The 22094-nt window shown below is 72.6% G+C and carries 20 protein-coding genes; 9 read left to right on the top strand and 11 right to left on the bottom strand.

Annotated elements, in window-relative coordinates:
• Window positions 1–1190, bottom strand: a 1190-nt coding sequence (locus AB0D66_RS23235) for a homocysteine S-methyltransferase family protein (protein ID WP_362306626.1), incomplete at its 3' end; no start/stop codon positions are given.
• A 265-nt stretch (window positions 1191–1455) separates the two neighbouring features.
• On the opposite strand from AB0D66_RS23235, the gene AB0D66_RS23230 reads away from it, so the two are divergent.
• The 5 genes from AB0D66_RS23230 to AB0D66_RS23210 all read left to right on the top strand — a co-directional run bounded on the left by AB0D66_RS23230 (window position 1456) and on the right by AB0D66_RS23210 (window position 7668).
• The gene (locus AB0D66_RS23230) at window positions 1456–2223 is read left to right on the top strand and encodes an IclR family transcriptional regulator (RefSeq protein WP_362306623.1); all 768 of its coding nucleotides are present in this window, start codon (window positions 1456–1458) and stop codon (window positions 2221–2223) included.
• Between the two features lie 322 nt (window positions 2224–2545).
• A complete protein-coding gene (locus AB0D66_RS23225) occupies window positions 2546–3334 on the top strand; it encodes an MIP/aquaporin family protein (protein ID WP_362306620.1) in 789 nt (262 codons plus the stop codon).
• Between the two features lie 36 nt (window positions 3335–3370).
• Window positions 3371–4897 carry a glycerol kinase GlpK gene (glpK, locus tag AB0D66_RS23220; RefSeq protein ID WP_362306617.1) on the top strand — a complete coding sequence of 509 codons (1527 nt, stop codon included), beginning with the start codon at window positions 3371–3373 and terminating at the stop codon, window positions 4895–4897.
• A gap of 40 nt (window positions 4898–4937) precedes the next feature.
• Window positions 4938–6545, top strand: coding sequence for a glycerol-3-phosphate dehydrogenase/oxidase (locus AB0D66_RS23215; protein ID WP_362306614.1), 1608 nt, complete (start codon window positions 4938–4940; stop codon window positions 6543–6545).
• A 127-nt stretch (window positions 6546–6672) separates the two neighbouring features.
• Window positions 6673–7668: a PAC2 family protein gene (locus AB0D66_RS23210; protein ID WP_362306610.1), complete on the top strand. Its 996-nt coding sequence runs from the start codon at window positions 6673–6675 to the stop codon at window positions 7666–7668.
• A 200-nt stretch (window positions 7669–7868) separates the two neighbouring features.
• Here AB0D66_RS23210 and mshC read toward each other — a convergent pair whose 3' ends face one another.
• From mshC to AB0D66_RS23190, 4 genes are all read right to left on the bottom strand, one after another.
• Entirely contained in the window at window positions 7869–9098 is a 1230-nt protein-coding gene (gene mshC, locus AB0D66_RS23205) for a cysteine--1-D-myo-inosityl 2-amino-2-deoxy-alpha-D-glucopyranoside ligase (RefSeq protein ID WP_362306607.1), read from the bottom strand.
• Window positions 9099–9208: 110 nt separating this feature from the next.
• Complete coding sequence (locus tag AB0D66_RS23200) at window positions 9209–10018, bottom strand: SCO1664 family protein (protein WP_362306604.1); 810 nt, start codon at window positions 10016–10018, stop codon at window positions 9209–9211.
• 5 nt (window positions 10019–10023) lie between these two features.
• On the bottom strand, window positions 10024–10614 hold the full coding sequence (locus AB0D66_RS23195; protein ID WP_150256714.1) for a DUF3090 domain-containing protein: 591 nt from the start codon (window positions 10612–10614) through the stop codon (window positions 10024–10026).
• 67 nt (window positions 10615–10681) lie between these two features.
• Entirely contained in the window at window positions 10682–11386 is a 705-nt protein-coding gene (locus AB0D66_RS23190) for a histidine phosphatase family protein (RefSeq protein ID WP_362306600.1), read from the bottom strand.
• A 54-nt stretch (window positions 11387–11440) separates the two neighbouring features.
• On the opposite strand from AB0D66_RS23190, the gene corA reads away from it, so the two are divergent.
• Window positions 11441–12433: a magnesium/cobalt transporter CorA gene (corA, locus tag AB0D66_RS23185; protein WP_362306645.1), complete on the top strand. Its 993-nt coding sequence runs from the start codon at window positions 11441–11443 to the stop codon at window positions 12431–12433.
• A 70-nt stretch (window positions 12434–12503) separates the two neighbouring features.
• Here the strand turns inward: corA and AB0D66_RS23180 are convergent, their stop codons facing one another.
• Window positions 12504–13292 carry a ferritin-like domain-containing protein gene (locus AB0D66_RS23180; RefSeq protein ID WP_362306597.1) on the bottom strand — a complete coding sequence of 263 codons (789 nt, stop codon included), beginning with the start codon at window positions 13290–13292 and terminating at the stop codon, window positions 12504–12506.
• 236 nt (window positions 13293–13528) lie between these two features.
• The gene (locus tag AB0D66_RS23175) at window positions 13529–14578 is read right to left on the bottom strand and encodes an LLM class F420-dependent oxidoreductase (RefSeq protein WP_362306594.1); all 1050 of its coding nucleotides are present in this window, start codon (window positions 14576–14578) and stop codon (window positions 13529–13531) included.
• A gap of 101 nt (window positions 14579–14679) precedes the next feature.
• Here AB0D66_RS23175 and AB0D66_RS23170 point away from each other — a divergent pair, with 101 nt between their 5' ends.
• Window positions 14680–15663, top strand: a complete 984-nt coding sequence (locus AB0D66_RS23170; protein ID WP_362306591.1) for an aldo/keto reductase — start codon at window positions 14680–14682, stop codon at window positions 15661–15663.
• The gene (locus tag AB0D66_RS23165) at window positions 15660–18221 is read left to right on the top strand and encodes an ATP-binding domain-containing protein (RefSeq protein WP_362306588.1); all 2562 of its coding nucleotides are present in this window, start codon (window positions 15660–15662) and stop codon (window positions 18219–18221) included. The genes AB0D66_RS23170 and AB0D66_RS23165 overlap by 4 nt, the downstream gene beginning before the upstream one ends.
• 70 nt (window positions 18222–18291) lie before the next feature.
• Here AB0D66_RS23165 and AB0D66_RS23160 read toward each other — a convergent pair whose 3' ends face one another.
• Window positions 18292–18990, bottom strand: coding sequence for a hypothetical protein (locus AB0D66_RS23160; protein WP_362306585.1), 699 nt, complete (start codon window positions 18988–18990; stop codon window positions 18292–18294).
• Between the two features lie 47 nt (window positions 18991–19037).
• Here AB0D66_RS23160 and AB0D66_RS23155 point away from each other — a divergent pair, with 47 nt between their 5' ends.
• Window positions 19038–19226 (top strand): DUF5703 family protein, encoded by a 189-nt coding sequence (locus tag AB0D66_RS23155; protein ID WP_031146791.1) that lies wholly within the window; start codon window positions 19038–19040, stop codon window positions 19224–19226.
• A gap of 39 nt (window positions 19227–19265) precedes the next feature.
• Here AB0D66_RS23155 and AB0D66_RS23150 read toward each other — a convergent pair whose 3' ends face one another.
• The 3 genes from AB0D66_RS23150 to AB0D66_RS23140 form a co-directional block, all read right to left on the bottom strand.
• The gene (locus AB0D66_RS23150) at window positions 19266–20117 is read right to left on the bottom strand and encodes a chaplin (RefSeq protein WP_362306581.1); all 852 of its coding nucleotides are present in this window, start codon (window positions 20115–20117) and stop codon (window positions 19266–19268) included.
• A 172-nt stretch (window positions 20118–20289) separates the two neighbouring features.
• Window positions 20290–20523 (bottom strand): chaplin ChpH, encoded by a 234-nt coding sequence (chpH, locus tag AB0D66_RS23145; RefSeq protein WP_069919593.1) that lies wholly within the window; start codon window positions 20521–20523, stop codon window positions 20290–20292.
• 130 nt (window positions 20524–20653) lie between these two features.
• Window positions 20654–21979, bottom strand: a complete 1326-nt coding sequence (locus tag AB0D66_RS23140) for a M20/M25/M40 family metallo-hydrolase (protein ID WP_361762124.1) — start codon at window positions 21977–21979, stop codon at window positions 20654–20656.
• Window positions 21980–22094: the final 115 nt, after the last annotated feature.

Below are 22094 nucleotides of genomic sequence, written 5' to 3'. Positions count from 1 at the left end.
TAGTCCACACACAGGTCCAGCATGTGCGCGCCCTCACGGATCTGGTCCCGCGCCATCTCCACACAGTCGTCCCAGCGCGCCTCCAGCATCGCCTCGCGGAACTTCTTCGACCCGTTCGCGTTCGTCCGCTCACCGATCGCCATGTACGAGGTGTCCTGCCGGAACGGCACCGTCTGGTAGAGCGAGGCGGCGCCGGGCTCGGGCTGGGGGTTGCGCAGGGTGATCTCGGTTCCGCGGACCCGCTCCACGACCTGGCGCAGGTGCTCGGGGGTGGTGCCGCAGCAGCCGCCGACCAGGGAGAGGCCGTACTCGCGGACGAAGGTCTCCTGGGCGTCGGCGAGCTCGGCCGCGCTGAGCGGGTAGTGCGCGCCCTGCTTGGTCAGGACGGGCAGGCCGGCGTTGGGCATGCAGGAGAGGGGGATGCGGGCGTTGCGCGCGAGGTAGCGCAGGTGCTCGCTCATCTCGGCGGGACCGGTGGCGCAGTTCAGACCGATCATGTCGATGCCCAGCGGCTCCAGCGCCGTCAGCGCCGCACCGATCTCCGACCCCAGCAGCATCGTGCCGGTCGTCTCCACCGTCACCGAGCAGATCAGCGGAACGGAAACACCCAGCGCCTCCATCGCCCGCCGCGCCCCGATGATCGAGGACTTCGTCTGCAGCAGGTCCTGCGTGGTCTCCACCAGCAGCGCGTCCGCACCGCCGGACAGCAGGCCCTCCGCGTTCACCTGGTAGGCGTCACGGATCTTGTCGTACGTGATGTGCCCCAGCGTCGGCAGCTTCGTACCCGGCCCCATCGACCCGAGCACCCACCGCTGCTGCCCCGTCGAAGCGGTGAACTCGTCGGCCACCTCCCGGGCGATGCGCGCCCCCGCCTCCGACAGCTCGAAATTGCGCTCCGCGATGTCGTACTCGGCGAGCGCCGCGTAGTTCGTGCCGAACGTGTTCGTCTCGACGCAGTCCACACCCACCGAGAAGTACGCCTCGTGCACCGTGCGCACGATGTCCGGACGGGTGACATTGAGGACCTCGTTGCAGCCCTCCAGCTGCTGGAAGTCCTCCATCGAGGGGTCCTGCGCCTGGAGCATCGTTCCCATGGCTCCGTCGGCGACGACCACGCGGGTGGCGAGCGCCTCTCGGAGGGCATCGGCCCGGGTCTGGGTGTCTGCGGGCGGGTTCGGCAACGAGGCCATGGTTGAGCTCCCTGGGATGCGACGGCTGTCGGCTTTGCACCCCCTCTGTGTCAAGGGTGCACGCGGCCAGGGTAACCGCGAGGCACCTGACCCGGTGAGGGTGTCCCACGTGGCGGACTGCATTCTGTGCGCGGGGCGTCCACTCGGGTGTGTCGGCGCGAATGTGCCGACCCACACGTGCGTACGAGACCCCTCACCATGCAGAAAGTCGGCATCGACCGATAGTGTTCAGCATTGTCGAACTACGTCAGCAGGAGGCTGCGCCATGGCACGGAACATCCAGTCGCTCGAACGAGCCGCTGCGATGCTGCGACTCCTGGCGGGCGGCGAGCGCCGGCTGGGACTGTCGGACGTGGCGTCCTCCCTGGGCCTGGCCAAGGGTACGGCGCACGGCATCCTGCGCACCCTGCAGGCGGAGGGCTTCGTCGAGCAGGACCCGGCTTCCGGCCGCTACCAGCTGGGCGCGGAGCTGCTGCGCCTGGGCAACAGCTACCTGGACGTGCACGAGCTGCGCGCCCGGGCGCTGGTCTGGACGGACGACCTGGCCCGCGCGAGCGGCGAGAGCGTGTACGTGGGCGTGCTGCACAAGAGCGGGGTGCTGATCATGCACCACGTGTTCCGGCCCGACGACAGCCGTCAGGTGCTGGAGGTGGGGGCCATGCAGCCGCTGCACTCCACCGCCCTGGGCAAGGTGCTGTCGGCGTACGACCCGGTGGCGCACACCCAGGCGGTGGAGGTGGAGCGCGAGGCGTTCACCCCGCGCACGGTCACGGACGCGGCCGGGTTCGAGGAGGTCCTCGCGCTGACCCGGGCGCGCGGCTGGGCCGCCGACGTCGAGGAGACCTGGGAGGGCATCGCCTCGGTCGCGGCGCCCATCCACAACCGGCGCAGGATGCCCGTCGGCGCGGTCGCCGTGGCGGGGGCCGTGGAGCGGGTCTGCGGGGACTCCGGGGAGCCCCATGCGGCCCTGGTGGCGTCCGTGCGGGACTGCGCCCGGTCGGTTTCACGCGACCTCGGAGCGGGCCGGTTCTGAGCTTGACCTGACCCGCCCCACCCACCCATGGCGGCTTGGAGCTGCATTTGGGTGGGTTTTGTCTTTTACTGATCATGGATTGGCCTGATTTGGTCGATCGAACCGAGTGGTAACGATCCGGTTCTTTGACCTGGCCAGGCCTTGACGGGTTCTTCACACAGGCGGAAAACTGCCGTTCATCGGTCGGCAATGTCGAACACCTACCGGCAATACGCGTTAGGGTGTGGCAAGGCCAAGGACCGGTGCAGCACTCACCGAGTGCGCGGAACCACCGGAGGGACCCGGTGTCCGCCCACCCCTGGACGTACGTAAGGAGTCGCGGGTGTCCAGCTCCGACATCTTCATCGGCGAGACCATCGGGACCGCCATCCTCATCCTGCTCGGCGCCGGCGTGGTCGCCGCCGTCGTGCTCAAGCGCTCGAAGGCTCAGAACGCGGGCTGGCTGGCGATCACCTTCGGGTGGGGATTCGCGGTCATGACCGCCGCCTACATGACCGGCACCCTGTCCGGCGCCCACCTCAACCCGGCCCTCACGGTCGGCATCGCCATCAAGGACGGCGAGTGGGGCAACGTCCCGGTCTACTTCGCGGGCCAGCTGCTCGGCGCCATGATCGGTGCCACGCTCGCCTGGGTGGCGTACTACGGGCAGTTCCGCGCCCACCTCACCGACCCCGAGATCGTCGCCGCCAAGTCCGAGCACGCGGGCATGGTCGACCAGCAGACGGAGCCGGACGCCGGCCCGGTGCTCGGTGTCTTCGCGACCGGCCCCGAGGTCCGCAACGTCTGGCAGAACCTCGCGACCGAGATAATCGGCACCCTGGTGCTCGTGCTCGCCGTCCTCGCCTACGGCCTCAACGACGACGGCAAGGGCCTCGGCACCCTCGGCGGCCTCATCGTCGCCCTGACCGTCGTCAGCATCGGCCTCTCGCTCGGCGGCCCGACCGGCTACGCCATCAACCCGGCCCGCGACCTGGGCCCGCGCATCGTCCACGCACTGCTTCCGCTGCCGAACAAGGGCGGCTCCGACTGGGGGTACGCCTGGATCCCCGTCGTCGGCCCGCTGATCGGCGGCGCCCTCGCCGCGGGTATCTACAACCTCGCGTTCGTCTAAGTCGTTCGCCCACCGGACTTCCCAGGAGCAGCCACCATGACCACCAGCACCGGCCCCTTCATCGCCGCGATCGACCAGGGCACCACCTCCTCCCGCTGCATCGTCTTCGACCGCGACGGCCGCATCGTCGCCGTCGACCAGAAGGAGCACGAGCAGATCTTCCCGAAGCCGGGCTGGGTCGAGCACGACGCCACCGAGATCTGGACCAACGTCCAGGAGGTCGTCGCCGGGGCCATCGCCAAGGCCGAGATCACCTCCGCCGACGTCAAGGCCGTCGGCATCACCAACCAGCGCGAGACCACGCTGCTGTGGGACAAGAACACCGGCGAGCCGGTGCACAACGCGCTGGTCTGGCAGGACACCCGCACCGACGCCCTGTGCAAGGAGCTCGGCCGCAACGTCGGCCAGGACCGCTTCCGCCGCGAGACCGGCCTTCCGCTGGCCAGCTACTTCGCCGGCCCGAAGGTCCGCTGGCTGCTCGACAACGTCGAGGGCCTGCGCGAGCGCGCCGAGGCCGGCGACATCCTCTTCGGCACGATGGACTCGTGGGTCATCTGGAACCTCACGGGCGGCGCCCAGGGCGGCGTGCACGTCACCGACGTCACCAACGCCTCGCGCACCATGCTGATGAACCTGCACACCCTGGCCTGGGACGAGAAGATCGCCGAGTCCATGGGCGTCCCGCTCAACGTCCTCCCGGAGATCAAGTCCTCCGCCGAGGTCTACGGCCACGTCAAGGACGGCGTGCTCGCCGGCGTCCCGGTCGCCTCGGCGCTCGGCGACCAGCAGGCCGCCCTGTTCGGCCAGACCTGTTTCGCCGAGGGCGAGGCGAAGTCCACGTACGGCACCGGCACGTTCATGCTGATGAACACCGGTGACAAGATCATCAACTCCTACAGCGGCCTGCTGACCACGGTCGGCTACCAGATCGGCGAGCAGAAGCCGGTCTACGCGCTGGAGGGCTCCATCGCCGTCACCGGCTCGCTCGTCCAGTGGATGCGCGACCAGATGGGCCTGATCAAGTCCGCGGCCGAGATCGAGACCCTGGCCTCCTCCGTGGAGGACAACGGCGGCGCCTACTTCGTACCGGCCTTCTCCGGCCTGTTCGCCCCGTACTGGCGCTCCGACGCCCGCGGCGTGATCGCCGGCCTGACCCGCTACGTCACCAAGGCGCACATCGCCCGTGCCGTCCTGGAGGCCACCGCCTGGCAGACCCGCGAGATCACCGACGCCATGACCAAGGACTCGGGCGTCGAGCTCTCCGCCCTCAAGGTCGACGGCGGCATGACCTCCAACAACCTGCTGATGCAGACGCTCTCGGACTTCCTGGACGCCCCCGTGGTGCGCCCGATGGTCGCCGAGACCACCTGCCTCGGCGCCGCCTACGCCGCCGGCCTGGCCGTCGGCTTCTGGCCCGACACCGACGCCCTGCGCGCCAACTGGCGCCGCGCGGCGGAGTGGACCCCGCGGATGCCCGCCGAGCAGCGGGAGCGCGAGTACAAGAGCTGGCTCAAGGCCGTGGAGCGGTCCATGGGCTGGGTCGACGACGAAGACGCCAGCTGACCGCACCAGCTGAGTCAATCGACGAGGAGCTAAGAGAGATATGAGCAGCCTGCAGAGCGTTCCCGCGCTGGGTACGCACCCGACCGCCGGCTCGAACCCGAGCCGCGCCGAGACCCGTGAGCAGCTGGCGAAGGCCACGTACGACCTGCTGGTCATCGGCGGTGGAATCCTGGGCACCTCGGTGGCCTGGCACGCCGCGCAGTCGGGTCTGCGGGTGGCCATGGTGGACGCCGGCGACTTCGCCGGCGCCACCTCCTCCGCCTCCTCCAAGCTCGTCCACGGCGGCCTGCGCTACCTGCAGACCGGCGCGGTCAAGCTGGTCGCCGAGAACCACCACGAGCGCCGGGTGCTGGCCAAGGACGTGGCCCCGCACCTGGTCAACCCGCTCACCTTCTACCTGCCCGTGTACAAGGGCGGGCCGGTCGGCGCGGCGAAGCTGGGCGCGGGCGTGTTCGCGTACTCGGCGCTCTCGGCCTTCGGCGACGGCATCGGCAAGGTCATCTCGCCGGCCCGCGCCGTCGCCGACAACCCGGGCCTGAAGACGGACAACCTCAAGGCCGTCGCGGTCTACTACGACCACCAGATGAACGACTCCCGCGTGGCCGTCATGACGGTCCGCGCGGCCGTCGAGTCGGGCGCGGTCGTCCTCAACCACGCCGAGGTCACCGGGCTGCGCATGACGCGCGGCCGGGTCAGCGGCGCCGAGCTCAAGGACCGTCTGGACGGCACCGAGTTCGGGGTGGACGCACGCGTCGTGCTCAACGCCACCGGCCCGTGGGTGGACCACCTGCGGCGCATGGAAGACAAGCACTCGATGCCGTCCATCCGCCTCTCCAAGGGCGCGCACATCGTGATGAAGCGCAAGTCGCCGTGGAAGGCCGCCATGGCCACCCCGATCGACAAGTACCGCATCACCTTCGCCCTGCCGTGGGAGGACCAGCTCCTGCTGGGCACCACCGACGAGGTGTACGAGGGCGACCCGGCGGACGTGCGCGCCACCGAGTCCGACATCCAGCAGATCCTGGACGAGGCGGCCTTCTCGGTGAAGGACGCGGACCTGGACCGCTCGCTGATGACCTATGCCTTCGCGGGCCTGCGGGTGCTGCCCGGCGGCCCCGGCGGCGTCGAGAAGGCCAAGCGCGAGACGGTCGTCTCCGAGGGCGCGGGCGGCATGCTGTCGGTGGCCGGCGGCAAGTGGACCACGTACCGCCACATCGGCCGCGTGGTCATGGACAAGCTGGCCAAGCTCCCGGGCAGCCCGCTGACCGAGGACATGGAGCCGGCGAAGTCCCTCGTGCGCCGCATCCCTCTGCCCGGTGTCGCCAACCCGAACGCGGTCGCGCACCGGCTGCTGGTGGACCGCGAGCCCGGCACGCGGATGGACCCGCTCACCGCGCGCCACCTGGCCTCGCACTACGGTTCGCTGGCCTTCGACATCGCGCGCCTCGCGAACGAGGACCCGGCGCTGGCCGAGCGCATCCACCCGGACGGTCCGGAGATCTGGGCGCAGGTCGCCTACGCCCGTGACAACGAGTGGGCGCAGACGGCCGACGACGTGCTGCGCCGGCGTACGACGGTGACGATCCGAGGGCTGGACGACGCCTCCGTGCGCGCCCGGGTCGAGGAGATGCTGAGCCGCAAGGCATAGCTCTCCCGCAGGTGGGGAAGAGGGGCGGTTCCGAGGGGAACCGCCCCTCTGTCGTGGGCTGTGGCCGGTGCCTCATCAAGGCTTAGGCTGACCCACGTACACAAGGGAACTTCGGAAGGAGACCTGGGTGATCGAGCTTGAGGGCGTGCCCGAGCTGATCGACCCGGTCATGGTGGCCGCGTTCGAGGGCTGGAACGACGCGGGTGACGCGGCATCCGGTGCGGTCGCACACCTGGACCGGGAGTGGAAGGGCGAGGTGTTCGCGGCGCTGGACGCCGAGGACTACTACGACTTCCAGGTCAACCGGCCGACGGTGTGGCTGGACAACGGGGTGCGGAAGATCACCTGGCCGACGACGCGGCTGTCGGTGGTCCGGATCGGCGGCGCCAAGCCGCGGGACCTGGTCCTGGTGCGCGGGATCGAACCGTCCATGCGGTGGCGGTCGTTCTGCAACGAGATCCTCGGTTTCGCGCACGAGCTGGGCGTGGAGATGGTGGTCATCCTGGGGGCGCTGCTGGGGGACACTCCGCACACGCGGCCGGTGCCGGTGAGCGGGGTCACCTCGGACGCGGACCTGGCGCGGACGATGGACCTGGAGGAGACGAAGTACGAGGGCCCGACCGGGATCGTGGGCATCCTCCAGGAGGCCTGCACGCACGCCGGCGTCCCGGCGGTCTCGCTGTGGGCGGCCGTGCCGCACTACGTCTCCCAGCCGCCGAACCCCAAGGCCACGCTGGCCCTGCTGAACCGGCTGGAGGACCTGATCGACATCCGGATCCCGCTGGGCGAACTGCCGGAGGACGCGCGGGCGTGGCAGCTGGGCGTGGACCAACTGGCCGCGGAGGACAGCGAGGTGGCGGAGTACGTCCAGACGCTGGAGGAGGCCCGGGACACGGCCGACCTGCCGGAGGCGTCGGGCGACGCCATCGCCCGGGAGTTCGAGCGGTACCTGCGCCGGCGCGACCCGGCGGCGGGTCCGGCCGCGGAGCCGGGCGACGGCTCGTACCTCCGCGACACGTCAAGCGGTCTGACGCGTCCGCCGAAGCGCAAGCCGGACTCTTCCGGGGAGGAGCCGCCCGCGGCTCCTCCGGAGGAACCGGGGGACGACACCCCCGAGGCGTGACCCGCGCGGCGCCGCGGCGCAAGCGCCCCGGGCTGCGCCCGGCCGTGCGGGGCTCCGCCCACACCCCGCGCCTCAAACGCCGGCGAGGCTGGATTTTCCAGCCCGTCCGGCGTTTGAGGACCGGGTCCGGGCAGAGCCCGGGGAACGGTGGAAGGGCGGGTAGGGGACGGCTCCGCGCAGCGGCTGCCCGCCCCGGCGCGTTACAGGGCCACGCCGAGCAGGGCGTCGACCGTGCGGGAGACCAGGCCGGGGGCCGACTCGTCGTCGCCGTCGGAGGCGTTCTGGGCGTCCACCCAGCGATCCACCGCGGCCAGCGCCGCAGGGGCGTCCAGGTCGTTCGACAGGGCCTCCCGGACCTCCTCGACCAAGGCGTCCGCGGGAAGCCCGTCCGGCCGGGAGACGGCCGCACGCCAGCGCGCCAGCCGGGCCTCGGCCTCGGCGAGGACCTCGTCCGTCCACTCCCAGTCGGCCCGGTAGTGGTGCGACAGCAGCGCCAGGCGGATCGCAGCCGGGTCGACCCCGGCCCGCCGCAGCGCGGACACGAAGACGAGGTTGCCCTTCGACTTCGACATCTTCTCGCCGTTCAGGGCGACCATGCCCGCGTGCACGTACGCCCTGGCCATCGGGAACTCGCCCGTCAGGGCCTGCGCGTGCGAGGCGCCCATCTCGTGGTGCGGGAAGGCCAGGTCGGACCCGCCGCCCTGGATGTCGAAGCCCATGCCCAGGTGGTCCAGGGCGATGGCCACGCACTCGATGTGCCAGCCCGGCCGGCCGCGGCCCAGCGAGCCGCCGTCCCAGCTCGGCTCGCCCGGACGCGCGGCCATCCACAGCATCGGGTCGAGCGGGTTCTTCTTGCCCGGCCGGTCCGGGTCGCCGCCCCGCTCCGCCGAGAGCAGCCGCATCGCCTCGGCGTCGAGGTTCGAGACCCCGCCGAAGTGCGGGTCGGACTCGACGGAGAAGTAGACGTCCCCCTCCAGCTCGTACGCCGCGCCCGCGTCCCGCAGCCGCTCGACCAGCGGCACGATGCCGGGTATGGCCTCGACGGCGCCGATGTAGTGCTGCGGCGGCAGCATGCGCAGGGCGGTCATGTCCTCGCGGAAGAGCGCGGTCTCGCGTTCGGCGAGCTCCGTCCAGTCGTGGCCGTCGCGCAGCGCCCGCTCCAGGAGCGGATCATCCACGTCCGTGACGTTCTGGACGTAGTGGACCTGCCGCTTGGTGTCGAGCCACACGCGCTGCACGAGGTCGAACGCGTTGTAGGTCGCCGCGTGACCGATGTGGGTCGCGTCGTACGGGGTGATGCCGCAGACGTAGATGCGGGCGACGGGACCGGGGGCGAGGGTGATCGTCCCCTGGGTCGCGGTGTCGTGGATCTCGAGGTCGCGGCCCTTGCCAGGAAGGGCGGGGACCTCGGAAGCGGGCCAGGCATGCATGTCTCGAGCCTAACCGGACGGATGTTCCTGAAACGAACCGGACCTGCAGTGTTGTCTTGATCGGCACTCTTGCGGTCTGGCCGAAACTATGCGTGTGCGCGGTGGCCGGTTCAGACCGGTGGCCACGGGATCGACGGCCACTGACCGGAGGGTTCCGGATGCGTTCCGGTGCGCAGGAGCTGCGCCACCCGGTCCCGTACGGCGGCCAGCTCGGCCGCCGTGACGAGTTCGGCCAGCCGGGTGGCCAGCGGGGCCCCGTCCGCCAGCTCGGCGGCCAGCGAGGCGAGCACCCCGCGCGCCTCGTCCGTCAGCGGCTCCCCCGCCCACCCCCACAGGAGGGTGCGCAGCTTGTCCTCCGCGTGGAAGGTCACGCCGTGGTCGATCCCGTACAGGCGCCCGTCGGGCCCGGGCAGCAGGTGGCCGCCCTTGCGGTCGCCGTTGTTGATCACGGCGTCGAGGACGGCGAGCCGGCGCAGCCTCGGGTCGTCGGCGTGTACGAGCAGGGCGGTGCGGCCTTCGCCCACGTCGGCGAAGGCCACGGGCTTCCAGCCGTCCCCCGCCTCCTCGCCCTCCACGAGCGCGAGGAGCTCGGGGCCGGGGCCCTCGTCCCCGGGAGTCTCGATCCACCGCTGGACCATGCCCTCGCCGTACGGCCCCTCGCGCAGCACGGTGGTGGGCACCAGGCCCCAGCCGGTGGCCTCGGAGACCAGGTAGGAGGCGACCTCGCGCTGGGCGAGGTTCCCGTCGGGGAAGTCCCACAGCGGGCGCTCGCCCTTCACCGGCTTGTACACGCAGTCGGCGCTGGCGCCGGCGTACGTGACGGTGCAGAGCAGCACGGCGTTGGACGCCTCGCGGATCCGGCCGACGACGGTCAGCTCACCCCTGGTGAGCAGTTCCTCGTACTTCTCCCGCTCCCCCATGACGGTCACACCTGGCGCCGGTAGCCGTTCTGGCGGGGGCAGACGTGCCCCTCCGGGTCCAGCGGCAGGCTGCACAGCGGGCACGGCGGCCGGCCCGCGTTGACCACGTCCAGGGCCCGCTTGGCGAAGGCCCGGGCCTGGGCGCCGGTGAGGCGGACCCGCAGCATGGGCGGGCCGTTCTCCTCGTCCTGGAGCAGGCGTTCCTCCGCCTCGGCGAGATCCTCGTCCGAGTCGGCGTCGAGTTCGACCAGGGCCTGCGCCTCGACGATCATGCGCTGTTCCTCGCCGTCCCAGGCCAGGGCCATGGTGCCGACGCGGAACTCCTCGTCCACGGGGACGTCCAGCGGCGCGGTGTCGGCGGCCTCGGCGGGGGCCACGGCCGGGACCGGGGCATTGCCCCCGGTGCGCCGTACGACCTCGTCCAGCAGCTCGTCCATCCGCTCGGCCAGCGCCGCGACCTGGGTCTTCTCCAGGGAGACGCTGGTGACGCGGGGGCCGGAGGAGGCCTGCAGGAAGAACGTACGGCGTCCCGGCAGACCGACCGTGCCGGCGACGAAGCGGTCCGGCGGGTCGTAGAGGAACACCTGACGGGGCACGTCCAGTCTCCAAGTCTCGGCGGCAGCCCTCGTTCGCAGGGCCAGTCCACCCTACTGCGCCGTTCGATCACACCGCGCCCGCACCGCCTCCGACGACGGCGTTCCCGCCGTCTTCCGCTGCTTTGTCCGGTGTGCTCGGGCGCGGTACGAGCGAACCGAGGTCCCCGGTGTCGCCCAGCCGGAACACGAACGGCCGCGTGGGCGTGTAGCGGACGGCGGTCACGGAACAGGGGTCGACGTGGATGCGCTGGAAGAGGTCCAGGTGCATGCCCAGCGCGTCCGCGACGAGGGACTTGATGATGTCGCCGTGGGAGCACATCAGGAAGACGGCGTCGCTGCCGTGTTCCTCCTCGACCCGCGCGTTCCAGTCCCGTACGGCCTCCACCGCGCGCGCCTGCATGGCGCGCATCGACTCGCCGCCGGGGAAGGCGGCCGCCGAGGGGTGCTGCTGGACGATCTTCATCAGGGGTTCGTCGGCCAGTTCGGCGAGTTTGCGGCCCGACCAGTCGCCGTAGTGGCACTCGCCGATCCGGTCGTCGGTGTGCGGCTCCAGCTCCGGCCGGGCGGCCAGCAGCGGGGCCAGGGTCTCCCGGCAGCGCTGCAGGGGGCTGGTGACGACGGCGGCCAGCGGTACGCCCGCCAGCCGGCCGGGGAGGGCGGCGGCCTGCTCGGCGCCGCGTTCGTCGAGGGCCACTCCCGGGGTCCATCCGGCGAGCAGCCCAGCGGTGTTGGCGGTGGACCGCCCGTGTCGTACGAGGATCAGCGTGGCCATGCCGCCAGCCTAGGCGGTCCCGGCGACGTGCGGGCGGGACGGGGGCGGGGGAGAATACGGCGCGTGATTGTGGACTGCGCGATTTACCGGAACGGCCGCCGCGCCGAGGGTCCCGAGGACTTCTCGGAGGCCTTGGACGCGGCGCGGGCCACGGGTGACGCCTTCCTCTGGGTCGGCATGCACGAGCCGACCGAGAAGGAGTTCGAGCACGTCCGTGCCGAGTTCGGTCTGCACCCGCTGGCGGTGGAGGACGCCCTGACCGCGCACCAGCGCCCGAAGCTGGAGGTGTACGACGACTCGCTGTTCGTCGTCCTCAAACCGGTGCTCTACGACGACCACACCGACATCGTCACCACCGGCGAGCTGATGCTGTTCATCGGCGACTCGTTCGTGGTGACCGTCCGGCACGGCGAGGGGGCCGCGCTGGCGGCCGTGCGGCGCCGGCTGGAGCACGAGCCGAACGTCCTGAAGCACGGGCCCACCGCCGTGCTGTACGCGGTCGCCGACGCGGTGGTGGACCACTACATCGACGTGGCGGCCGAACTCCAGGTGGACCTGGAGGAGCTGGAGGCGGAGGTCTTCGCGCCGAACGCCCAGGACACCAAGAACACCGCCTCCCGGATCTACGCCTTCAAGCGGCAGGTGCTGGAGTTCCGCCGGGCGACGAGCCCGCTCATGCAGCCGATGGACCGGCTCGCCCTCGGCAGCGTGCCCTTCGTGCACGAGCACGCCCAGCCGTTCTTCCGCGACGTGGCCGACCACCTGACCAAGGCGAACGAGTACGTAGAGGGGCTGGACCGGCTGCTGTCGGACGCCCTCGCCGCGCACCTGGCGCAGATGGGCGTGCGGCAGAACGACGACATGCGCAAGATCTCGGCCTGGGCGGCGATGGCGGCCGTGCCCACGATGGTGGCGGGGATCTACGGGATGAACTTCGAGCACATGCCCGAGCTGACGTGGGGCGTGGGGTACCCGGCGGTGGTGCTGGTCATGGTGGGCGCGTGCCTGGGCCTGCACCGGCTGTTCAAGCGCCGGGGCTGGCTGTGACCCGCCCCGGGCCGCGCCCGGCACGGCCGCGGCCCGGGGGCGCCCTGCCGCTCCGGCGGGCCCGCGGCGCCTAGGCGAACTCGGGCGCGGTGAGCGGAGCGCCGCCCAGGGCGTCGCGCCGCTGGGGCGTGCGCAGGCTCACCATCCGGTGCCAGCCGCTGAACCGCTCGTACGCGTACATCCCGCGGATCCCGGCGGCGAGCGCGGCCGCCTTCGGCGCCGGCCAGCGCAGCAGCCGTCCCATGTGGTCCATGACGGCGAGGCTCACGTCGCGGTAGATGCCGATCTCGGCGAGCGCGCTCTCGCGCAGCACCCGGTGGATGGTGCGGCCGTGCCCCTCGCGGGCGAGGCGCAGCAACTCCTCGTGGCAGTAGGCGAGGTGGTTGTCCTCGTCGTGGCTGATCATGCGGATGGCCTTGCCGAGCTCGGGATGGTCGCCGAAGTGGCCGACCAGCATGTCCATCTGGTCGGCGGCCCGCTGTTCCGTGACCCGGCTGTGCGCGAGGTAGACGACGATGTCGCGCTCGGCCAGCGGCTCCTCGCGGCGCAGCTTCTCGTGCGCGAGGCCGATGCCGCGCCGCTCCAGCAGCATCGTGTAGTCGGTCTCGGGGGGCACCGGGACGGGCGGCAGACCGCGCTTGCGGAGCAGGGCGTTGAAGATCCGGCCGTGCTTGTCCTCGTCGGCGCCGTGCCGGGTGATCTTCGGTGCGAGGTCGCGCATCCCCTCCGGCACCAGGGCCGCGATGCGCGCGTTCTCCCAGCCGCCCTGGGTCTCCCCGCTGGCGGCGATGGAGCAGAACAGCTGGAAGGAGTCGTCGTGGTCGACGATCTCCTGGAACAGGCTGCGGGCAGAGAGCATGCACCGAGTCAAACGCCGGTCGCCGGGGGCGGCAACCGAAGCACGGGGCTACTCGCCCGAATGAACGAAACCGGCGGCCGGGCGGTGGACCGTAACCCGGCGGGCGCCCCGCGCGTTGTGGCTGTGTCGGCCGTGGCGGGGAAGACCCCCCGAGCCCCCACCACGGCCGCAGGCTCCCTCCCGGCGCCGCCCGGGCCCCGCTCCAGCGGGCTCCGGGCGGCCGGTCCGGGCATCCGTCAGGCCAGGCCCGCGCGCTCCATGGCCTCGGTGCCGGCCCGCAGGGCGGCGATCCGCTCGTCGAGCGTGAAGCCGGCCGGGGCCAGCGTGAGGGTGGTGACCCCGGCCTCCGCGTAGGCCCGCATGCCGTCCGCGATCCGCTCGACCGGGCCGAGCAGCGTGGTCGAGTCGATCAGCGAGTGCGGGACGGCCGCGGCCGCGCCGGTCTTGTCACCGCCCAGGTACTTGTCCTGGATCTCGGCGGCTTCCTTCTCGTATCCCATGCGCTGGGCCAGCTGGTTGTAGAAGTTCTGCTTCCGGCTGCCCATGCCGCCTACGTACAGGGCGGTATAGGGGCGGAACGTGTCGGCGAGCGCCGTCACGTCCTCGCCGACGGCCAGCGGCACGGTCGGGCAGACGTCGAAGCCCTCCATGGTCAGCCCGGCCTTCTCGCGGCCCGCCCGGATGTGGGTGAGCGCGGTGGCCTCCAGGTGCTCGGCGGCCGGGAAGATCAGCAGGGCGCCGTCGGCGATCTCGCCGGTCTGCTCCAGGTTCTTGGGGCCGATCGCGGCGATGTAGAGCGGGATGTGCTCGCGCTCGGGGTGCACGGTGAGCTTGATCGGCTTGCCCGGGCCGCCGGGGAGCGGCAGGGTCCAGTGCTCGCCCTCGTACGAGAGGCGCTCGCGGCTCATCGCCTTGCGGACGATCTCCACGTACTCCCGGGTCCGCGCGAGCGGCTTGTCGAACTTGACGCCGTACCAGCCCTCGGAGACCTGCGGGCCGGAGACGCCCAGGCCGAGCCGGAAGCGGCCCTTGGTGAGGGAGTCGAGGGTGGCGGCGGTCATGGCCGTCATGGCGGGCTGGCGGGCCGGGATCTGCAGGATCGCCGAGCCGACGTCGATCCGCTCGGTCTGGGCGGCGACCCAGGCGAGGACGGTGGGGGCGTCGGAGCCGTAGGCCTCGGCGGCCCAGCAGACGTCGTAGCCGAGGCGGTCGGCCTCCTGTGCGACGGCGAGGTTGTCGGCGTCCATGCCCGCACCCCAGTAGCCGAGATTGATGCCGAGCCGCATGTGTCGTCCCCTTACCGAATTTACCGATCAGTAACGTGCGTGTGCGGGGACTCTAGCGCGCCCGGAGCCCTTCCGTCAGTGCCCCAGTAGTCTCAGCGCTCATGGAGCAGAGGCATCTCGGCCGCACCGGACTGCGCGTATCCCGGATCGGCCTCGGCACCCTCACCTGGGGCCGCGACACCGGCGAGGAAGCCGCCGCCGAGCAGGTGAAGACGTTCTGGGAGGCGGGCGGCACCCTCGTCGACACGGCCGACGTGTACGCCGGCGGGGAGGCGGAGTACCTCCTGGGCCGGCTGCTGGCGGGGCTCGTCCCGCGCCGGGACCTGGTGATCGCGACCAAGGCGGGCAGCGTGCCCGATCCGGACCGGCGCTTCGACGGCTCGCGCGGGCACCTGCTGGCCGCGCTCGACGCCTCGCTCGACCGGCTGGGCACCGATTACGTCGACCTCTGGCAGCTGCACGCGTTCGACCCGGTGACCCCGCTGGAGGAGACCCTGCAGGCGCTGGACCTGGCCGTGAGCAGCGGCCGCGCCCGGTACGCCGGGGTGGCCGGCTTCTGCGGCTGGCAGTTGGCGAAGGCGGCGACCTGGCAGCTGGCGGCCCCGGGGGTGCGGACCCGGGTGGCCTCGACCCAGATGGAGTACTCGCTGCTCCAGCGCGGGGTCGAGCGCGAGGTGCTGCCCGCCGCCCTGGACCTGGGCGTCGGCCTCCTGCCCTCGTCCCCGCTGGGGCGCGGGGTCCTGACGGGCAAGTACCGGGGCGGCACGCCGGCGGACTCGCGGGGCGCTTCGGAATCCCTGGCCGCGCTGGTGGACCCGTACCTGGACGAGGCCGCGGGCCGGATCGTGGACGCGGTGGTGACGGCGGCTCAGGGACTGGCGGTCACCCCGCTCCAGGTGGCCCTGGCGTGGATCCGGGACCGGCCCGGGGTGGTCGCGCCCATCGTCGGCGCGCGGACGTCGGCGCAGCTCGGGGCGGCCCTGTCAGTGGAGGCCCTTAGTCTTCCCGAGGAGATCTGCCGGGCGCTGGACGATGTGTCGGCTCCCGTGCACCGCTATCCCGATCAGGACTGGAGCACGCTGTGAGTACCGACCGCTCGGCCGAACCCGCTGCCGCGGAGGAAACGGAGGCGACGGCCGTCCCGCCCACGCCCGCTGCCGCGGAGGACTCACCCGTGCACCCACCCGCCGCGGGCGAAGCCGGAGCGGAGGCCGATGCCGAGCCCGCCGCTGGCGAAGCCGGAGCGGAGGGCCGTGCCGAGCCCACTGCGGGCGAAGCCGAGCCGCAGGATGCCGGGGCTGCCGAACCCGCCGCAGGCGAAGCCGAGCCGCAGGGCGCCGAGCCCTCCGCTGGCGAAGCCGGGGCGGAAGACTCCGAGTCCGCCGCAGGCGAGGCCGAGGTGGAGGGTGCCGAGGCCGCCGCAGGAGAAGCCGAGGGAGACGGGGCCGAGGCCGCCGCTCGCGAAGCCGGGGCGGACAGTGCCGGGGCCGACGAACCCGCCGCGGGCGACGCCGGGGCGCAGGGCGCTGAGCCCGCCGCAGGCGGCGAGGCCGGGTCGGACGAGGCCGGGGCTGCCGCAGGCGTGGGCGGGCCGGAGGGCGCTGAGCCCGCCGCCGGCGAGGCCGGGGCGGAGGGGGCCGGGGCCGACGAGCCCGTCGCCGGCGGAGCCGGGGCGGAGGGTGCCGGGGCCGCCGCAGGCGGAGCGGCTGCCGAGCTGAGTGAGGCTCAGGCCGAGCTGGCCGCGCAGAAGGTCGAGCGGGAGCGGATCGCCCGGCGCAAGGCCGAGCGGGAGGGACCCGTCGAGGCCGGGGCGAAGCTCAGCGGGAAGGCCGCCGACCTGCTGGCCGCCGTACGGGCCGTGGAGAGCGGGGCGAAGCCCCCGTCCGTGTACTTCGACGAGGCCCCGGCCGCGCCGCGCAAGGCGGCCCCCGCTCCCCCGCCGCCGCCGCGCGCCAGGCCGGCGCAGACCCCGGCCGCCGCCCCCGCCGCCGCGGACACCGAAGCCGTACGGGCCGTGCTGGCCCGGGGCGGCGCCCCCGAGGCACTGGCCGCCCCGGCCGCGGCGGCGCTCGGCGACGGCGCCGCCGGGCGGCTCCTCGAGAACCCCTGGCTGCTGCTGGCGGTCCCCGCCGTCCGCCCGACCCAGGCGGACGGCTTCGCCCGCGCCCTGCTGGGCGACGAGGCGGGGCCGGGCGACGAGCGGCGCACCGCCGCCCTGGTCGGCTGGCTGCTGGTGCAGGCCGGGCTGAAGGGGCACACCGCGCTGGAAGCCCCGGTCCTGCGGTCGGCGCTGGCCCAGTACGCCGTGCCGGACCCCGACGAGGCCCTCGAAGCCGCCATCGGCGACGGCTCGGTGCTGGTCTTCCACGAGCCGCTGGGCCCGCCCGTCGCGGAGGACGAGGAACAGCCGGTACGGGTGCTGGTGGGCCTGGAGGGCGCGGCGATGGCCGAGGAGAGCCTGGCCGACGCCCTGGCCCGGATCGCCAGCACCTTCGACGCCCCGGCGGACTGGGAGAAGGCCGCCACCGGACCCGGCGCCGAGCTGATCCGCGCCGTCGCGGGCCACGGCTTGGTCGCCCACACCGGCGGCGAGGCCGCCCGCGCCGAGCCGCTCGCCCTGCTGGCCGCCGCCCGGGAGTTCGGGCTGCGGGCCTGCCTGGCCGCGCACGTCCCCCCGGTCGGCGGGGTCACCGTCGCCGGGCTGCTCTCCGGGGCGGAGGGGCCGGGCCGGGACGCCGACGGGCAGCTCGCTCTGGACCTGCTGGTGGTGCTGGACGCGCCCCAGCTGGACGTGGACACCGCGGCCGCACTGGCGGAGTCGGTCCCCGACGGGGCCCGCCTGGTGCTCTCCGGGGACCCCGCGGTGCTCGGGTCCGCCGGCGCCGGGCGGGTGTTCGCCGATCTGCTGGCCGCCCGTACCTGCCCCCAGGTGGTCTCCCGCGTCCCGGACCCCGGTCCGCTCGGCGAACTGGTCTCGGGGGTCGGCGTCGGGGAGCTGAACCAGGTCGACGCCCCCGGCAAGGAGGTCGTCATCGTCCCGGTGCGCGACGCCGGGGAGGCGGTGCACCGGACCGTGCAGCTGGTCGCCGAGTCCGTGCCCCGGGCCTTCGGCATCCCGGCGGACAGCGTGCAGGTGATCACCCCGGGCCACGGCGGTCCGGCTGGCACCCGGGCGCTGAACGCCGCCCTCAAGGAGCGGCTGAACCCCGGCCCCGGCCGGTTCGGCGGCTTCGATCCCGGCGACCGGGTGGTCCACGTGCCCTCGCCCGGACGGGCCCTGCCGGCCCGGGTGGTGTCGGCCGACGCGGAGGGGCTGCACCTGGAGCGCGCGGGCGCGCCGGTCGTCGTACCGAAGGAGCTGGTGGAGTCGCAGGTCCGGCACGGCTGGGCGGTGACCGCGCACCAGGCGGTGGGCGCCCGCTGGCCGGCGGTGGTCGTCGTACTGCCGGGGGACGCGGCGCAGGCCCTCTCCCGTGACTGGGTGTACACGGCGTTCGGGCGGGCCGAGCGGCACCTCTCGGTGGTGCACGGGGTGGACCAGGCGCTGCCGCGCGCGGTGGCCGAGGTGCTGCCGAAGCCGCGTACGACCCGGCTGACGGGCCTGCTGACCGCCCTGGCGACGGCGGGCGAACAGCCGCAGTGACGCGAAGCGGCCCCCGCACTCGGTGCGGGGGCCGCTTCCTTTCCGTTCGGGTCCCGCTCGGGGCCGCCGCTCAGGCCGGGGTCAGCCCCGGCCGTGCGGCCTCGTCCTCGTCCTCGTCCTCGTCGGTGTGCTCGCCCTCGTCCTCGTCCGCGTCCTCACCGAACTCGTCGGTCTCCTCGTCGAAGACGGAGCTGACGTCGAACCGGTGCATGACGTCCTCCGGATCGGTGTGCCCGAAGGGCGAGTTGAGCCACTCCCCCGGGTCCGCCATCTCCTCCGAGGCCGCGATCCACAGGGTGGAGTCGCCCTCCTCCAGCCCGAACTCCTTGTAGCGGGAGGCGATCTCGTCGGGCTCGTACTCGCCGAACAGGACACCCAGCGCGCCGGCGGTCCCGCCGTCGTGGACCAGTTCCGCGTCCCGGTCGTGGGCGGCGACCCGCTCGGCCTGGGCGATCAGCCTCGGCGGCTCGACCACGGCGTAGTCGCGGCGGATGAGCACGCTGAACGCGGCGGGCTCGGTGGGGCCGGTGTACGGGACGCCGTCCTCGGGAGTGGGGATCTCGAAGGGGGTGACCTCGTCGTAGCGGTCGTAGAGGAGTTCGTCGTACTCCTCGGCCGCGGCGGCGAGTTCGTTGAACGCGGCGTAGACGTCGGGGTCCTCGTCCCCGGTCCTGCGCTCGACCGCGGCGAGGTGCCGGTCGAGCGCTTCCTTGACCGCCTCGGCGGCGGCGCGTACCTCGGCAGCAGTGGGCAGAGCGGCATCAGACATAGGGGAGACGCTATCCGTAGCAGGGCTCTGCCCGCACAATAGATGCGATGCCGGAATACGAATTTGTCGACGTGTACGTGCCCCGCGGCGTTCCCCGCAAGGAGGCGACCCGCCTGCTGACCGATCATGCCGAGTACGGGAACTGGGAACTCGACCGCCTGACCCTGCACCGGGACGGCAGCCGCCGGGTGCGACTGCGCCGCCGGATCATCCGCCAGGTCCGCGCGACCTGGTGACGCGGGCCCCGGGGGCGGGGCCCGCGTCGCGGACGGCCGTCAGGCGGCCGAGCGGGCTCGCCGGTAGAGCACGGTCCCGGCCAGCAGCAGGCCGCCGGCGAGCGGCAGGCCCGCGGTCAGGACGTCACCGGAGCCGGTGGCGGCGAGGCCGGCCCCCGTGTCCGGGGTGGCCGGCGTGACCGGGCCCGAGGCCGGCCCGGTGCCCGTACCCGGCGTACCGGGTGTGCCCGGGGCCTGACCGCCGGGGGCACCGGGGGTGCCGTTGCCCGGGGTGCCGGGGTTCCCGTTCCCGGGGTTCCCGTTCCCGGGGTTCCCGTTCCCGGGGTTCCCGTTCCCGGGGTTCCCGTTCCCGGGGTTCTCTCCGCCCGGCGTGCCCGGGTTGCCGTTGCCCGGCGTGCCCGGGTTCCCGTTGCCCGGGTTCCCGTTCCCGGGGTTCTCTTCGCCCGGCGTGCCCGGGTTGCCGTTGCCCGGCGTGCCCGGGTTGCCGTTGCCCGGCGTGCCCGGGTTGCCGTTGCCCGGCGTGCCCGGGTTGCCGTTGCCCGGGTTGCCGTTGCCCGGCGTGCCCGGGTGGTCGTCGCACGGTTCGTCGTCGTCATGCCCCGGGTGACCGGGGCTGCCCGGGTTTCCGGGGACGTGAGGTGTGCCGGGAAGGTTCGGGTGGCCCGGCCCGCCGTGGCGGCCCGAACCGTTGAAGCAGTGGTTCCCGAAGGCCGGATTGAGGCCTCCCACCACGTTCACCGTGTTCCCGCAGGCGTTCACGGGCGCGTCCACGGGCACCTGCGCGCTGTTCCCGGACAGCAGTCCCGGAGAGTTCGCGGCGTGCCCCGAGGCAGCGGAGTCCGCGTGCGCGTACCCCCCGCCCATCGCGAGGACACCCCCCGCGGCAGCCATGGTGATCAGGGTCTTCCTGGTGGCCTGTGCCGGTCGTCGCATCTGTGATCGTCCCCTGGTGTGTACGTCCAGGCTCCCCCGCCTGGTCCGCTGAAAGTGAGAATCCGGGCCGGAAAAGCCCGGTGGCCCCGGAGCGCTGGAATGCGCTCCGGGGCCAAAGACTTCAGACGCGTCAGGCGTTGACGCAGGTGTTGCCGAAGGCCGGGTTCAGCAGGCCGATCACGTTGACCGTGTTGCCGCAGACGTTCACGGGGATGTGAACCGGGACCTGGACGACGTTGCCGGACAGGACACCCGGGGAGCCGATGGCCGCACCCTGGGCACCCGCGTCGGCGACAGCCAGACCCGCACCCGCGAGAACCAGGCCACCGGTGGCAGCCGCAGCGGCGACAACCTTCTTGATCATTGTTCCTCCTAGTAGGCAATTGCGGTCCCAGCCGCGGACCGCACCACCTGTAACGAGGAGGGATCACCAGGGCTACGAGCGTATGAGCGCATTCACTCTTCCCAGTGGTCTGCGCACACCTCTGCGATTCTCAGGCGTTGTCAATGAATCGGTCGAGAACGCGGACGCCGAACTTGAGCCCGTCGACGGGCACCCGCTCGTCCACGCCGTGGAACATTCCGGCGAAGTCCAGCTCGGGCGGCAGCTGCAGCGGCGCGAAGCCGAAGCAGCGGATGCCGAGGTCGTCGAAGGACTTGGCGTCCGTGCCCCCCGAGAGCATGTACGGGACGGCCCGCGCGATCGGGTCCTCGGCCTTCAGGGCCCCCTGCATCGCGTCGACCAGACGGCCGTCGAAGTCGGTCTCCAGGGCCTTGTCCCCGTGCACGTCCTCCCGCTTCACCCGGGGACCGAGGATGCGGTCCAGGTCGGCGAAGAACTCGTCCTCGTAGCCGGGCAGGAAGCGGCCGTCGACGTGGGCCGTGGCCTGGCCGGGGATGACGTTGACCTTGTAGCCGGCGCCGAGCATCGTCGGGGCGGCGGAGTTGCGCAGGGTCGCGCCGACCATCTTGGCGATGCCGCCGAGCTTGGCGAGCGTGGCGTCCATGTTGTCCGGGTCCAGCGGGGTCCCGAGCGCGTCGGAGAGCTCGTCCAGGAAGCTCCGTACGGTCTTGGTCACGCGCACCGGCCACTGGTGGCGCCCGAGCCGCCCCACGGCCTCGCACAGCTCCGTGATGGCGTTGTCGTTGTTGGTCATGGAGCCGTGGCCCGCGGTGCCCTCCACCGTGAGCCGCATCCAGTGCATGCCCTTCTGGGCGGTCTCCACGAGGTAGAGCCGCAGGTTCTCGTTCACCGTGAAGGAGAAGCCGCCGACCTCGCCGATCGCCTCGGTGACCCCCTCGAAGAGCCCCGGGTGCTTGTCGACCAGGTGCCGCGCCCCGTACACGCCGCCGGCCTCCTCGTCGGCGAGGAAGGCGAGCACGATGTCGCGCGGGGGCTTGCGGCCGCTGCGCATCCGGTCGCGCACGACGGCCAGCGTCATCGCGTCCATGTCCTTCATGTCGACGGCGCCGCGGCCCCACACGCAGCCGTCGGCGATCTCTCCCGCGAAGGGGTCGTACGTCCAGTCGGCCGCATTGGCCGGGACCACGTCGGTGTGCCCGTGGATCAGCAGCGCGGGCCGCGAGGGGTCCTCGCCCTCGATGCGCGCCACCGTCGAGGCCCGCCCCTTGTGCGACTCGAAGATCTGCGGCTCCAGCCCGACCTCGGCGAGCTTCTCGGCCACCCACTCGGCCGCCTTGCGCTCGCCGGGGCCCGAGTGGTCCCCGTAGTTGCTGGTGTCGATCCGAATGAGGTCCCGGCAGAGGTCGACGACCTCGTCCTCGCCCGAGACGGTCCTGCCCGCGCTCGACTCGCTCACGCTGCTTCCTCCCACTGATCGGTACCGAACTGCCTCCATCCTCCCGCTCGGAACCGTTCTCCCCAAGGGCGCTCCCAGGCCACAGGGGGGTGTGATCGAGGACCCCGGAATGTTT

It is taken from the genome of Streptomyces sp. NPDC048270 (genome assembly GCF_040652335.1).
GTDB lineage: Bacteria > Actinomycetota > Actinomycetes > Streptomycetales > Streptomycetaceae > Streptomyces.
This window is presented reverse-complemented; position numbering and strand designations above follow the sequence as displayed.